Source organism: Kitasatospora sp. NPDC001603 (genome assembly GCF_040298365.1).
Classification (GTDB): Bacteria; Actinomycetota; Actinomycetes; order Streptomycetales; family Streptomycetaceae; genus Kitasatospora.
Window position 1 is genome coordinate 24,542 of record NZ_JBEPAA010000052.1, and the last position, 14,328, is coordinate 38,869.

At 72.9% G+C, this 14,328-nt stretch carries 11 protein-coding genes and 1 pseudogene; 10 read left to right on the forward strand and 2 right to left on the reverse strand.

Features of this window, described 5'->3' with window-relative positions; translation table 11 throughout:
- The first annotated feature begins 24 nt into the window (after window positions 1-24).
- The 6 genes and pseudogenes from ABT263_RS27420 (at window position 25) to ABT263_RS27445 (ending at window position 7,990) form a co-directional block, all read left to right on the forward strand.
- Window positions 25-1,140, forward strand: a complete 1,116-nt coding sequence (locus ABT263_RS27420; protein ID WP_329491012.1) for a hypothetical protein — start codon at window positions 25-27, stop codon at window positions 1,138-1,140.
- A 120-nt stretch (window positions 1,141-1,260) separates the two neighbouring features.
- The gene (locus ABT263_RS27425) at window positions 1,261-2,697 is read left to right on the forward strand and encodes a pyridoxal phosphate-dependent decarboxylase family protein (RefSeq protein WP_352294283.1); all 1,437 of its coding nucleotides are present in this window, start codon (window positions 1,261-1,263) and stop codon (window positions 2,695-2,697) included.
- A 76-nt stretch (window positions 2,698-2,773) separates the two neighbouring features.
- Window positions 2,774-4,200, forward strand: a pseudogene (locus tag ABT263_RS27430) (GNAT family N-acetyltransferase).
- Between the two features lie 378 nt (window positions 4,201-4,578).
- Window positions 4,579-5,841, forward strand: a complete 1,263-nt coding sequence (locus tag ABT263_RS27435) for a MurT ligase domain-containing protein (protein ID WP_329491009.1) — start codon at window positions 4,579-4,581, stop codon at window positions 5,839-5,841.
- Window positions 5,842-5,884: 43 nt separating this feature from the next.
- A complete protein-coding gene (locus tag ABT263_RS27440; protein WP_329491008.1) occupies window positions 5,885-6,613 on the forward strand; it encodes a type 1 glutamine amidotransferase in 729 nt (242 codons plus the stop codon).
- Window positions 6,614-6,964: 351 nt separating this feature from the next.
- Window positions 6,965-7,990 (forward strand): 6-phosphofructokinase, encoded by a 1,026-nt coding sequence (locus ABT263_RS27445; RefSeq protein ID WP_329491007.1) that lies wholly within the window; start codon window positions 6,965-6,967, stop codon window positions 7,988-7,990.
- Between the two features lie 87 nt (window positions 7,991-8,077).
- Here the strand turns inward: ABT263_RS27445 and melC2 are convergent, their stop codons facing one another.
- Together melC2 and melC1 are read right to left on the reverse strand one after the other, a co-directional pair.
- Window positions 8,078-8,905, reverse strand: coding sequence for a tyrosinase MelC2 (gene melC2 / locus ABT263_RS27450; RefSeq protein WP_352294285.1), 828 nt, complete (start codon window positions 8,903-8,905; stop codon window positions 8,078-8,080).
- 56 nt (window positions 8,906-8,961) lie between these two features.
- Window positions 8,962-9,366 carry an apotyrosinase chaperone MelC1 gene (gene melC1, locus ABT263_RS27455; protein WP_329491003.1) on the reverse strand — a complete coding sequence of 135 codons (405 nt, stop codon included), beginning with the start codon at window positions 9,364-9,366 and terminating at the stop codon, window positions 8,962-8,964.
- A 475-nt stretch (window positions 9,367-9,841) separates the two neighbouring features.
- Here melC1 and ABT263_RS27460 point away from each other — a divergent pair, with 475 nt between their 5' ends.
- The 4 genes from ABT263_RS27460 (at window position 9,842) to ABT263_RS27475 (ending at window position 14,238) form a co-directional block, all read left to right on the forward strand.
- Entirely contained in the window at window positions 9,842-10,837 is a 996-nt protein-coding gene (locus tag ABT263_RS27460; RefSeq protein ID WP_352294287.1) for a 2-hydroxyacid dehydrogenase, read from the forward strand.
- A gap of 372 nt (window positions 10,838-11,209) precedes the next feature.
- The gene (gene nagB, locus ABT263_RS27465; protein ID WP_329491001.1) at window positions 11,210-11,992 is read left to right on the forward strand and encodes a glucosamine-6-phosphate deaminase; all 783 of its coding nucleotides are present in this window, start codon (window positions 11,210-11,212) and stop codon (window positions 11,990-11,992) included.
- 341 nt (window positions 11,993-12,333) lie between these two features.
- A complete protein-coding gene (locus ABT263_RS27470; protein ID WP_352294289.1) occupies window positions 12,334-13,047 on the forward strand; it encodes a TNT domain-containing protein in 714 nt (237 codons plus the stop codon).
- A 210-nt stretch (window positions 13,048-13,257) separates the two neighbouring features.
- Complete coding sequence (locus tag ABT263_RS27475) at window positions 13,258-14,238, forward strand: cytochrome c oxidase assembly protein (RefSeq protein ID WP_329492364.1); 981 nt, start codon at window positions 13,258-13,260, stop codon at window positions 14,236-14,238.
- Window positions 14,239-14,328: the final 90 nt, after the last annotated feature.

Consider the following 14,328-nt stretch of genomic DNA (forward strand, 5'->3'; position numbering starts at 1 on the left):
TCGATCCGCCGGGGGATCTCCGCCATGCAGCCGCGAGTCTTCGCGATTCTCACCGCCCTCCTGCTGGGAGTGCTGGGCCTCGGGTCGGTGGCCGTCACCGACTGGACCCCCGCGACGAGCACCTCGGCGACCGCCCCCGGCGCCGCCACCGCGGCCGGCTCCAACGCACCCCCCGTCGGCGGCGCCGCGACGGCGACCCCGACCGGTGACCCGGCGGTCTGGACCCGCTCGACGCTGCGCAACAAGATGATGGCCGAGATGCAGGCGAGCGACCCGGGGGTGGCGCTGGCGGACCTCGACCGGATCACCAAGCAGCTGCCGTACACCGTCCGGTTCTGCCACCCGATCGCGCACGAGCTCGGGCACGAGGCGGTCAAGCGGTACAACGCCGACTTCCAGAAGGTCATCTCCTTCCCCCACGAGACCTGCGCGGCCGGCTACCTGCACGGCGCGGTCGAGGAGATGCTGAACGCCTCCGCCCAGCCCGAGGTGGACCTGCTCAAGCTCTGCGCGCCCAAGAACACCGGCCCCTGCATCCACGGCGTCGGGCACGGCACGATGTTCGTCGCCAAGCAGGACGTGGCCAAGGCCCGCGACCTCTGCAACAAGTTCACCACCGACCAGAACCGGATCCGCTGCTCGGAGGGCCTGTTCATGCAGCTCTTCGGCCCGGACGAGGAGGACGAGAAGGCGAAGGCGAACCTGCCCGCCGACAAGCTCGCGCAGGACCCGCTCTACCCGTGCAAGGACCAGCCGGCCCTCTACCAGTCCGCCTGCTACTTTTACGCGCCGACCTTCTTCCTGTCCTCGCACGACTACCCGAACCACCCCGAGGTCTACGGCGAGGCGCTGAAGTGGTGCCTCAACGGCAAGGCGAGCGGCGGCGCGGTGGACTGCAGCCGGGGCGTCGGCTCGCGCACCATGAAGTACAACCTGGACCGCGAGGACTGGGCCGCCGAGCAGTGCGCGACCGCCGCCGACGGCTGGCAGCGCAAGGCCTGCGCCGAGGGCCTGGTCAGCTACTACACGGTCAACTACACCGACGGCGGCGCGGCCGGCCGGCTCTGCGCCAAGATCACGAACAAGGAGATGCAGGGCTACTGCCGCTCGGCGAGCGGGCTCTCCGCCTCCCTGGACTGACCCCCTCCCCCCAGGACCGGGCCCGCGCCGCACGGCGCGGGCCCGCTTTCGTAGGATCGGGCTGATCCGGGTGCGCCGAGGACGCCGCGCCACCAGGCCCCGTACCACCTGGAGCCCGCCGTGACCTCCGAGGACTTCCGCGCCGCCGCGCACGCCGCCGCCGACCTGGTCAGCGACTACCTCGCCGACCTGCCCGCCCGCCCGGTCTGGCAGCCGATGGACGACAGCGCCCGGCAGGCCCTGCTGGACGCGCCGCTGCCCGCGGCCGGCCGGCCGCTCACCGAGCTGCTCACCGCCATCGACGCGGAGGTGCTGCCGTACCCGATGGGCAACGGCAACCCGCGGTTCTTCGGCTGGGTGAACTCCGCCCCCGCGCCGGCCGGCGTGCTCGCCACCCTCGCCGCGTCCGCCATGAACCCCAGCTCGGCCGGCGGCGACCACGCCGACGTCCACCTGGAGCGGGCCGTGGTCCGCTGGATCGCCGAGCTGGTCGGCTTCCCCCACCCGGCCGGCGGCGGGCTGCTCACCTCGGGCACCTCGATGGCGACCATCGTCTGCCTCGCCGCCGCCCGCGACCGGGCCGCCCGCGCGGCCGGGTGGGACGTCCGCGAGGACGGCCTCGCCGGGATGCCGCCGCTGGTCGGCTACGTCACCGGCGAGACGCACTCCTGCGTGCGCAAGGCCGCCGAGCTGCTCGGCCTGGGCAGCCGGCACCTGCGCACCGTCGCCACCGGCCCCGACGGCCGGCTCGACCCGGCCGTCCTGCGAGCCGCGATCGAGCGGGACCGGGCCGCCGGACTGCTGCCGTTCCTGGTGGTGGCCTCCGCCGGCACGGTCGGCACCGGTGCCGTGGACGCCTTCGGGCCGATCGCCGACGTCTGCGCCGAGCAGCGCCTCTGGCTGCACGTGGACGGCGCGTACGGGGCCTTCGGCGTACTGGACCCGCTGATCGCCCACCGCTACGCCGGGCTGGAGCGGGCCGACTCACTCGCCCTCGACCCGCACAAGTGGCTCGGCGTCCCGGTGGACTGCGGCTGCGCGCTGGTGCGCGACACCGAGGAGCTGCGCGCCACCTTCAGCCTGGTGCCGCCCTACCTGCGCGACGAGGCCGCCGGGGCGCTCGGCTGGTTCTCCGAGTACGGCACCGAGCAGACCCGCCCCTTCCGCGCCCTCAAGGTCTGGGCCACCATCGCCCACCGGGGCCGCGACGGCATCGCCCGGGACATCGCCCGGTGCACCGCGCTGGCCCGCCACCTCGGGGAACTCGTCGAGGCGGACGACGAGTTGGAGCTGCTGGCCGAGGTGCAAACCTCGATCGTGGCGTTCCGTCACCGCGACGCCGGGCTGGACGGCGCCGCGCTGGACGCGCTCAACCGGGAGCTGCCGACCGCGGTGCAGCGGCGCGGCCGGGTCTTCGTCACCGGCGCCCGGCTCGACGGCCACGAGATGCTTCGCGCCTGCCTGTTGAACGCCGCGACCACCGAGGCGGACCTCGCCCTGCTGCTCACCGAGGTGAAGTCGGCCGCGGCCGAACTGCTCGCCGGCGAGCAGCGGTAACCGAGGCCCGGAGACATTTACCGACAGGTCACGGGGGATTCGTGATCGCGAAACACCGGAGCGGCAGATTGATGGCATGGAGCACACGGAGCCTCTGACGACGACCGAATCCACCGACCACTCGCCGACCCCCTCCCGTGCCCAACGGCGCGGCGCCAGAACCCACCGCTGGCGCCGCGACACCGTGGAGCTGGCCGCGGTCTTCCTCTCGGTGACCGCCGCCGACCTGGTGGCCAAGCTCGTCGTGCACGGCCCGGAGGGCCCGGTGGTGCTCGCCGCCTCGGCGGTGGCCCTGCTCGCCACGGCGCTGTTCCACACCTGGTGGTCACACCGGCACCATCTGCACGGCCCGCCGGCCCCGGACGCGTCGGCGCCACCGGGCCCGCCCGCGCCGAACGCGGCGGAGGGGCCGAAGGGGCCGCTGGCCGACTTCGAGCAGACCGCGCTCTGGCGGGTCCGCACCACGGTGCAGGACTCCCCCGGCAGTCTGGCCCGGGTCTGCACGGCCTTCGCCGAGCGGCAGGTCAACATCATCTCGATGCAGTCCCACCCGCTGCCGAACGGCACCGTGGACGAGTTCTTCGTCCGGGCGCCGCACGCCCTCACCCGGACCGACCTGGCCGCGCTGGTGGCGTCGGCCGGCGGGCACGACATCTGGACCGACCCGGCCGACGCGCACGACCTGGTGGACGTGCCCACCCACGTCCTGGCACTGGCGACCCGCACCGCGCTGGACGCCGCCGAGCTGCCGATCGCGCTGCGCCGGCTGTTCGGGCAGTGCGCCATCCGGCAGTACCCGGGCGCGGCCCGGCGCGGCGGCGCCGGGGTGGACGGGCACCTGATGCGGCTGCCGGTGCCCTCCGGCGACCTCATCGAGCTCAGCCGCCCGCACCTGCCGTTCACCCCGACCGAGTTCGCCCGGGCCCAGGCCCTGGTCGAGCTGGACACCCTGCTCGGCCCCCGGGTGCCGGACGTCCGGGCCCGGCTGCGGCTGCCCGCCGGGGCGGACCTGACCGTGCGGCGCGCGGACGAGGGCGACCGGGAGGCGGCGCTGGCGATGCACGGGCGCTGCTCCCCGGAGACCCTGCGCCGGCGCTACCACGGCCCGGTCCGGGACGCCGACCGCTATCTGGACCACCTGCTGGACGCCCGCACGGCCAGACCCTCACGGTCGAGGCCCCCGACGGGCGGATCGTCGCCCTCGGGCACCTGATGTGGGACGACGGCAGCGCCGAGGTCGCGGTGCTGGTCGAGGACGACTGGCAGCGGCGCGGGCTGGGGCTCGACCTGATGCGGCGGATGGCCGCGCTGGCGCTGGAGGCCGGGGTGGAGACGGTCTACGCCGTCACCCACTCCTCCAACACCGGGCTGATCGCCACCATGCGCAAGCTGGCCGCGCCGCTGGACTACCAGGTCGAGGAGGGCACCCTGGTGATCACCGCGCACCTGGCGGAGGCCGCCGAGGAGCTGCCCGTGCCCTGGCCCACCCGGCCGGGCAGGTAGTCCGGTCTTCACCGGATCCTCACCGCGGGCCTCGGCACGCACACCGGTCCGGGCGGCGACCACGCCGTCCGGACCGTCGCGCGCCCGGCCCGGACCGGTCCCGCCGGGCGGCTCGGCGGGCCCGTCCCAGGCGCGCACCGGGGGAACCGACCGGCCCGGCCGAGGCGTCCCCCGCAGGGCAAGGCCCCTCCGTACACCGCCCGTTCTGACGCCGCGTCAGAGCGGCGCCGACGAGGCAGCCGGCGCCGTCGCAGCAGGCGGCGCGGGGTCCGGAGCGTCGAGCCGGGCGGCGGAGTCGGTAGGCTGGCCCCGTCCCCGCCGCCCGACGGCCCGTTATCCGGCCCCGGGCGGTGCCGCAGCAAGGAGGAACCACTGAGCATGGCAGGCACCGAATCGGAGCCCACAGGCGCACGCGACGCCTCGCTGCCCGCCCGCGCCAAGATCGCGGTCACGGCCGGCAAGGTGGCCGCCGCCCTGTCCCAGAAGGCGGGCCGAGGCAGCGGCTCGGTGATCGGCGGCAAGATCGCCCTGAGGCTCGACCCCGACCTGCTCGCCACCCTCGCCGACCACCTGGACGTCGTGCTGGTCAGTGCCACCAACGGCAAGACCACGACCACCCGGCTGATCGCCGAGGCGCTGCGCGCCGCCGGCCCGGTGGTCTCCAACGCCCTGGGCGCCAACATGCCGGCCGGCATCACCTCCGCCCTGGCCGGCGGCACGGACGCCCGCTTCGGCGTCATCGAGGTGGACGAGAAGTACCTGGCCGGAGTGGCCCGTGACACCCACCCCAAGGCGATCGCCCTGCTCAACCTCTCGCGCGACCAGCTGGACCGCGCCGCCGAGACCCGGATGATGGCCGAGAAGTGGCGCGAGGGCCTCCAGGACACCGAGGCCGTGGTCATCGCCAACGCCGACGACCCGCTGGTGACCTGGGCCGCCTCCTCCTGCAAGAAGGTGGTCTGGGTGGCCGCCGGACAGGCCTGGAAGGAGGACGCCTGGTCCTGCCCCGCCTGCGGCGGCGTGATGCAGCGCCCCGGCGACGACTGGTTCTGCCAGGACTGCGGCTTCCGGCGCCCCAACCCGCACTGGGCGCTCCAGGGCACCCACGTGATCGACCCGCAGCGCGGCGCCTGGCCGATCCAGCTCCAGCTGCCCGGCCGCGCCAACCTGGCCAACGCCACCAGCTCCGCCGCCGTGGCCGCCGTCTTCGGCGTCCCGCCGCAGGTCGCGCTGGAGCGGATGCAGTCGGTGACGGCCGTGGCCGGCCGCTACGACGTGGTCCAGTACCAGGGCCGGGACATCAGGCTGCTGCTCGCCAAGAACCCGGCCGGCTGGCTGGAGACCTTCTCGCTGATCGACGGCCCGCCGGCGCCGGTGATCCTCTCCGTCAACGCGCTCGACGCCGACGGAACCGACACCTCGTGGCTCTGGGATGTCGACTACGAGCGCCTCGCCGGGCACCCGGTCTTCGTGATGGGCCAGCGCAAGCTGGACCTCGCCGTCCGCCTGGAGGTCGCCGGACTGCAGTTCCACGTGGTGGACTCGCTGGAGCAGGCCGTCCGGATGGCCCCGCCCGGCCGGATCGAGGCGATCGCCAACTACACCGCCTTCCAGCAGCTGCGGAAGGTCGTGGCCGGCTGATGCCCGGCCCAGCAGCCCACTTCACGACGGAAGGCCTTCGAGGATGAGTGAGAGCAGCCTGCGCGTGGTCTGGGTCTACCCCGACCTGCTCAGCACCTACGGCGACCGGGGCAACGCCCTGGTCGTGGAGCGCCGGGCCCGCCAGCGCCACCTCAACGTGACCAGGATCGACGTCCGCTCCGACCAGGCGGTGCCCACCAGCGGGGACATCTACCTGATCGGCGGCGGTGAGGACCGGCCGCAGCGGCTGGCCGCCGAGCGCCTGCGGGGCGACAGCGGGCTGGTCCGGGCCGCCGAGAACGGCGCGATCATCTTCGCCGTCTGCGCCGGCTACCAGATCCTCGGCCACGAGTTCGTCAACGACCTCGGCGAGCGCGAGCCGGGCCTCGGCCTGCTCGACGTCTGGACCACCCGCGGCGAGGGCGCCCGCTGCGTCGGCGACGTTCTCGCCGACGTCGACCCGCGCCTGGCCCTGCCGCAGCTGACCGGTTTCGAGAACCACCAGGGCATCACGCACCTCGGCCAGGGCGTCCAGCCGCTGGCCACCGTCACCGCGGGCCGGGGCAACGGCACCGGCGACGGCACCGAGGGCGCCTGGCGGGACACCGTCTTCGGGACGTACCTGCACGGCCCCGTGATGGCCCGCAATCCCGCGGTCGCGGACATGCTGATCAAGCTGGCGCTGGACGTGAACGCCCTGCCGCCGGCCGACACCACCTGGTACGACGCGCTGCGCGCCGAGCGCATCGCGGCCACTTCGCGCCCCGCGTAGTACGCCGGCCCGCTCCGACCGGGTGCCCGCGATGCGGTCATCCGGTCCACGGGCGGGCCCGGACGTACGACAATGGGGATGCCGGCTGCACACCCTCCTCGGCAGCAGGCTGCACTTCCGCGCGGGGGCGCCGACGGCGCCGCTCCCGCGTCGGCTCCTGCCCGGCCGGACGCAGGGGTCGTATGCTCGACTGCACGGTCGTTTTCGGGCGTTCTGTCCGGATCGACCGGTCCTTCACCCCTCGGTCATCTCCCCGCCATCACGGTGTGGGAACCGACCGCTACGGTGACGGTTCGTCGTCCCAGCCTGTAGTCCGGCCGTTCCTCGGTTCTGCTCGGGAGTTGCAAAGCAATGCGTATTGGAGTGCTGACCAGCGGCGGTGACTGCCCCGGCCTGAATGCGGTGATCCGCTCCGTGGTCCACCGGGGGGTGGTCGACCACGGCGACGAGATCATCGGGTTCGAGGACGGCTGGCGAGGTTTCCTGGAGGGCGTCCACCGCCCCCTGACCCTGGACTCGGTGAGCGGCATCCTCGCCCAGGGCGGCACCATCCTCGGCTCCTCGCGAGTGCAGCCGAGCCATCTGCGGGACGGTGTCGAGCGCGCCAAGCGGTACTGCGCCGACCTCGGTCTGGACGCGGTCATCCCGATCGGCGGCGAGGGCACCCTCAAGGCCGCCAAGCTGATGAGCGACGCCGGTCTGCCGATCGTCGGCGTGCCGAAGACCATCGACAACGACATCGCGTGCACCGATGTCACCTTCGGCTTCGACACCGCGGTCTCGGTCGCCACCGACGCGCTGGACCGGCTGAAGACCACGGCCGAGTCGCACCAGCGGGTCATGGTCGTCGAGGTCATGGGCCGGCACACCGGCTGGATCGCGCTCAACGCGGGCATGGCCGCCGGCGCCCACGCGATCGTCGTCCCGGAGCGCCCGTTCCACATCGACAAGCTCACGGCCGTCGTCCGCGAGCGCTTCGACCGGCAGAAGAAGTTCGCGATCGTGGTCTGCGCCGAGGGCGCCAAGCCCGAGCCCGGCACCATGCACTGGGAAGAGGGCAGCAAGGACATCTACGGCCACGAGCGGTTCACCGGCATCGCCACCCAGCTCTCCCGGGAGCTGGAGCACCGGCTCGGCAAGGAGGCCCGCCCGGTGATCCTCGGCCACACCCAGCGCGGCGGCACGCCGACCGCGTACGACCGGGTGCTGGCCACCCGGTTCGGCTGGCACGCCGTGGAGGCCGTCCACAAGGGCGCCTTCGGCCACATCACCGCACTGCAGGGCACCAACATCAACCTGGTGCCGATCGGCGAGGCCGTCGCCGAGCTCAAGACCGTGCCGCAGGAGCGTTACCTGGAGGCGGAGACGGTCATCTGATTCGACCCGACCACGGCCGCCGGCCCCCGAGCAACCGCTCGGGGGCCGGCGCCGTCTCGTGCGGGCGTCAGGTCGGCGCGCGGCCGGTCAGAAGCCGGTGTCGTAGGTGTAGCGGGCGGTGTGGTCGAGCATGTCCGCCGGGGTCACGTTGTTCCACGGCTTCATGGTCTCGTTGAGGTCGACCACGTTCGCCGTGCCGGCCGCCGGCAGGTAGGTGGACGACGGGTGGAGCTTCTGCCACTCCGACCAGAGCTTGTCGATGAAACAGTGGTGCAGCCAGAACACCGGGTCGTTGGGCGACATGCCGGTGGTCATGTGACCGCCGACCCAGACGTGCACCCGGTTGTGCAGGTTGACCCCGCGCCAGCCCTCCAGGTTGTTGCGGAAGCCGTCCGAGGCGCTGTTCCACGGCGCGGCGTCGTACGCGGCGATCGCCAGCACACCGGTGGCCTCGGCGCGGGTCGGCAGCTGGGCGACCGAGGCGCCGAACTGGCGCCGCAGGAAGGTGCGGCTGTCCGGCCGCACGTTCAGCGCCCAGTTGCCGCCGGAGAAGGCGAACGGCCCGGTGGTCACCTGGCCGTCGCTGCTGCGGCCGTTGCCGCCCATGAAGTCGGCACCCCAGATCGAGGCGGTGGTGGTGCGGTCCGCCGTCCAGTCCCAGTACGGGAGGGTGACGGTCGGGTCGATCGCCTGCAGGGCCTCCTCGAACTGGAGCAGGAAGCGCCGGTGCCAGGGCAGGAAGGACGGCGAACGGTGGCCGACCCGCTCGCCGTTGTCGGTGTCGCTGATGATGAAGTTGTTGTGGGTCGTGACGAAGGAGTCGTAACCGCCGCTGCGCTTGAGTTCGAGCACGGCGTTGACGAAGGCGCGCTTCTCCTGGGCCGTCAGGGTCGCCTGGTTCTTGCGGACTGCCATGAGTCCCCCCTTGGGTGTGAAGTGGTGTTCCTGGTCCGGGTGTTCGGACTCGGTGCTCAGACCGTCGCGATCGGCACGAGCGTGGCGCCCTGCAGCTCGCTGACGGCCGCGCGGGCGAGCGCGCGCGGCGTGGCGAAGGTCTGGTAGTGGTTGACGACGCTGATCCAGGTGCCGTCCGCGTTGCGCATCATGTGCAGCTCGTCGCCGTCGATCCGCACCGAGTAGCCGGCGCCGCCGTGGTGGTGGCTGCTGCCGTCGGTGACCGGGCGGCCCTGGATGCGACGGCCCTGGAAGACCTCGTCGAAGGTGTCGGACGCCCCCGGGTCGGCCGCCGTCGCCGACTTGCTGGTCGGACCGGCGACGCCGAGCACGACGGTGCCGGCGGCCGCGGTCAGGGCCACGGCGGCCCCCTGCAGCATCCGCCGCCGGGTCAGCTCCGAGGCATGGGTGTCTTCGGACATGGTGGTACCCCCCTTGGGCGCCCCGTCTGGTGTTGGGGAGCCGTTCAGAAAAGCTTGCAGAAACGTTAATGCGAGGCGATTTCATGATCGTGCTCGCTGTTTCGATGCTCGCAGGGCAACTCGACCTAGTGAACTGCCGATCGGCGGGGGTACGTACGGTTGGCGCGGATTCAGCCATCCCCCGGCTGCCCACGCCTCGGACGCCCCAGGAAGATCTCCCGTTTCTCCACTGAATGATCGTCAGACCCGGATCGATCTTCACGCTGTGCAGATCCCGCACCGAAAATCCTTCGCCCCCGACCCTTCCCCGGTGACCGGCACCACCCGGCCAGGATGGCGCGATGGGACGGCCTCCCTCCGGCCGCCGGTGGCCGAACCCCGGCGCCACCGGCCACAACTGTCGGTGCGTCCGGTGGGCGCGACGCCCCCGACGCGTCGGGGGCGTCGGAGCGGGACGGCTCGGTAGCGTGACGGGATGGAGATCCTCGCCTACGGCGTCCAACAAGATGAGCGGCCCCTGCTGGAGCAGGCCTTCGCCGAGCGCCACGCGCTGCGCAGCCTGGCGGTCTTCCTCGACCGCGACACCGCCCCGCTGGCGGCCGGGTACCGCGCGGTCAGCAGCAGCGTCAACGACGTCCTGGACGCCCGGACGCTCGGCCTGCTCGCCGCCGGCGGCACCGAGCTGATCGCGCAGCGCTCCACCGGCTTCAACAACATCGACCTGGACGCCGCCGCCGAGCTCGGCCTCACCGTCGCCCGGGTCTCGTACTACAGCCCGTACGCCGTCGCCGAGCACGCCTGGGCGCTGGCGCTCGCGGTGAACCGGCGGCTCACCCGGGCCACCAACCGCTCCCGCGAGTTCGACTTCCGGCTGGACGGCCTGCTCGGCCGCGACATCCACGGGATGACGATCGGCGTGCTCGGCACCGGCAAGATCGGCGAGTGCTTCGCCCGGATCGCCCACGGCTTCGGCACCGAGCTGCTCGGCTGGGACATCGCGGAGAACCCCGCGTGCACCGCGCTCGGCATGACCTACGTGGACCGCGCCGAACTGCTCGCCCGCAGCGACCTGATCAGCCTGCACGTCCCGCTGGTCCCGAGCACCCACCACGTGATCGACGGCGGGGCGCTCGCCCTGATGAAGGACGACGCGATCCTGATCAACTCCAGCCGCGGCGGCCTCGTCGACACCACCGCCCTGGTCGAGACGCTGCGCGCCGGCCGGCTGTCCGGCGTCGGTCTGGACGTCTACGAGGAGGAGACCGGCGTCTTCTTCTACGACCGCTCGGTCGAGGGCGTCAGCGACGACACGCTCGCCCGGCTGGTCACCTTCCCGCAGGTCCTGATCACCTCCCACCAGGCCTACTTCACGCACACCGCCGTCGGCCAGATCATCGGCGCGACGGTCCGCAACGTCGACGACTTCGAAGCCGGCCGGCGCAGCGAGAACACCCTGGTACCGAGGAACTGACCCCGGGGGGACCCGGTGGGGACCCGGCTTGCGGTCCTTCGGCCCGGGGAGGTCCGGGCACGCGAGCCCGTCGCCGTCCCGGTCGGGTGCGTTCGGGTCGAGCGTGTCCGCCCGCCGGACGGCCTACGCGTCGGCCTGGGTCCTGAACGCGTCGCAGCCGACGACATGACCCTGGTGCACGTACGGGGCGACGTCGCCGGTGTGCTCCGGGGCCACCCGCCGAGGGGCCCGCCCACCGCCCGGCCCCGCCCCGTCCGGGGCGGGGCCGACCACCCTCCGGGACGCCCGGGGGAACGGAATGGACCTGGGGGAGGAATTCGCGGCAGAATGTGGTCTAGACCTCTACGTCGCTCTCCAGAAATGGCTATCCGTATGGAAATCGTGATCGTGCCCGACGCTGCCGCCGGAGGCAGCCTCATCGCCGCGGCGATCGCCGATCTGCTGACCGACAAGCCCGACGCCCTGCTCGGGGTGGCAACCGGCTCCACCCCGACGCCGATCTACCAGGCACTGGCCGCCCGCGTGCAGGCCGGGACCCTGGACGCCTCCCGCGCACGCGTCTGCCAGCTGGACGAGTACGTCGGCCTCCCGGCCGGCCACCCCGAGTCGTACCGCTCGGTGGTCCTGCGCGAGGTCGTCGGGCCGCTCGGCCTGACCGAGGCGTCCTTCCTCGGGCCGGACGGCAACGCGCCGGACATCGCCGCGGCCGCGGCGGCGTACGACCGCGCGCTCGCCGAGGCCGGCGGGGTCGACCTCCAGCTGCTCGGCATCGGCACCGACGGCCACATCGGCTTCAACGAGCCGTGCTCCTCGCTCGCCTCGCGCACCCGCATCAAGACGCTGACCCGGCAGACCCGCGAGGACAACGCCCGGTTCTTCGACAGCCTCGACGAAGTCCCGCACCACGTGCTCACCCAGGGCATCGGCACCATCCTGGAGGCCCGCCACCTGGTGCTGCTCGCCACCGGTGAGGCCAAGGCCGAGGCCGTCGCCCTCGCGGTGGAGGGCCCGCTGTCCGCGATGGTGCCCGCCTCGGCCCTGCAGCTGCACCCGCACGCCACCGTCGTCGTCGACGAGGCGGCCGCCTCCGGCCTCAAGCTCGCCGACTACTTCCGCGACACCTACGCCGCCAAGCCCGCCTGGCAGGGCCTCTGACACGAGGCCGGGGCGACCCGGTGGAACCGGAGCCCCTCCGCCGAGGACCCGTCACCGCCCGCGGCGACGGGTCCTCGGCGTTCCCCCGCGCCGCCGCACCCGACGCGGCGCGTCGCCGGGACCGTCCGGCGGTCCGAGGCGAGCGGCCCGCCGAACCCCCGAACAGGCCTCCACCGCACGCGCCCTGGGCCGAACGGGTGGGCGGCAGGCCGTGCGCGTGGGTCATCCGTGCACCAACCGTGTCGCCGTGGGTAACTGTGCGCGTGCTCTCGGCTACCAGGCCCGCCGGGCGGGCGGGGTGACCGAGGCGCCCCACTCCCCCCTCCCGAACGGAACCACGCATGCGCAGTCCCGCTCTCGCCGCCTTCACCATGGCGGTCGCGCTCCCCCTGACCGGCCTGGCCGCCACCGGCACCGCCGTCGCGCAGTCGTCCCCCTCCCAGCGGGTACCGATCAACGAGTGCGAAGGCGTCCCGAAGGTCTACGACACCGGCGCGGACCAGTACCTCTGCACCCGGCGGGAGCTCGGCCCGGTCACCCTGCCGACGAGCCCGGTGCTGAAGGCGCTGCTGAAGGACTACGACCGGCTGGGCGGGGTGACACCGGCCCGGTTCCTGGACTGGTACCGGGACTGGCGGGGCTGGAAGTACCCGGACCACAACGGCTTCACCGACAACGGCGGCAACCTCGACATGACCGAGGTGACCCTGGCGACGGGCAAGAAGCTCGACCGCTTCGGCAGCAACGACCGCGGCAGGTTCCTGGCCCCCGGCGGCACGCGGTTCGCCGAGCGCGCCCTCCCGCCGGACTCCCTCAACGGGGGCGAGGCCAACTACCACTGCTTCGAGGTGCTGAAGGGGTTCAAGGTCCAGCAGGGCCACATCGCGGGCGCCTTCTCGCAGCCCGGCAACGGCCTCCAGCAGTGGCTCGACCCGGACCTCAAGCCGAACGACCCGGCCCTGCCGACCTTCGACGTGAGCGGCCTGATCACGGCGGGCTACCTGAAGGAGCACGCGGACAAGGGGTACTGCCTGAAGGGGAACAGCGGGTCCTGACGCCCGCCCGGACGGACGGAAGGGGCGGCGCGCGGTCGGCGACCGGCGCGCCGCCCCTTCCCGCGCCGCCGCCCCGCGGACGGGGGGCGGGGGAAGCGGCGGAGTAAGGCCCGCCTAGGCTGTGGAGGCAAGCAAAACGGGCGAACCGGACCCACCCAGGGTCGTGACGAGGGAAAGCGGGACCCGCCGATGGGCGACGGAATGTCAGGGATGCACCACCACGGCGGAATGACCGAGCTGGGCCCCTTCTCCCTCTCCAACGTCATGACCTGGTCCCCCGACTGGGTCTTCCTGATCGGCAGCCTGGCCGGCCTGGCGCTGTACGGCGCCGGCGTCGTCCGGCTGTACCGGCGCGGCGACCGCTGGCCGATCGGCCGGTCGGTCGGCTGGGCGGCGGGCATCGGCTCGGTGATCCTGGTCACCTGCACCGGCCTGAACGACTACGGCATGGTGCTCTTCAGCGCGCACATGATGCAGCACATGGTGCTCTCGATGCTGTCGCCGATCCTGCTGCTGCTCGGCGCGCCCATCACGCTGGCGCTGCGGGCGCTGCGCCCGGCCGGCAAGGGCCGGCCGCGCGGGCCGCGCGAGCTGCTGGTGGCCCTGCTGCACAGCACCTACGTCAAGGTCGTCTCGCACCCGGGCTTCACCATCCCGCTGTTCATCGCGAGCCTCTACGGGGTCTACTTCACCCCGCTGTTCGACTTCCTCATGCAGTACCGGCTCGGGCACATCTTCATGATGGTGCACTTCCTCGCCGCCGGACTGGCGTTCTTCTGGCCGATCATGGGCGTGGACCCGGGCCCACACCGGCCCGGCCACGTGATGCGGATCATCGAGCTGTTCATGGGGATGCCGTTCCACGCCTTCTTCGGGGTCGCGGTGATGATGGCCAGCCACCCGCTGGTGACCACCTTCACCGAGGAGGGAGCGCCTCCGGGGACGAAGCTGCTGGACGACCAGAAGCTGGCCGGTGGCATCACCTGGGCGTTCGGCGAGATCCCGACCGCGATCGTGCTGATCGCGCTGGTCTACCAGTGGATGCGGTCCGAGCAGCGGGTGTCCCGCCGCCGCGACCGCGCCGAGGACCGCAGCGGCGACGCCGAGCTGGCCGCGTACAACGCCTACCTGGCCTCGCTGGACAAGCGCGGCCAGCGGGCCGCCCCGGCACCGGCGGCCGACGCGGGCTGACCGGCCGCGCCGGCACCGCCCCCGACACCGTGACGAAGCCCCCGCCCCACCGGCGGGGGCTTCGTCGTCCCCGGCCGCCGGCTCCCCGGC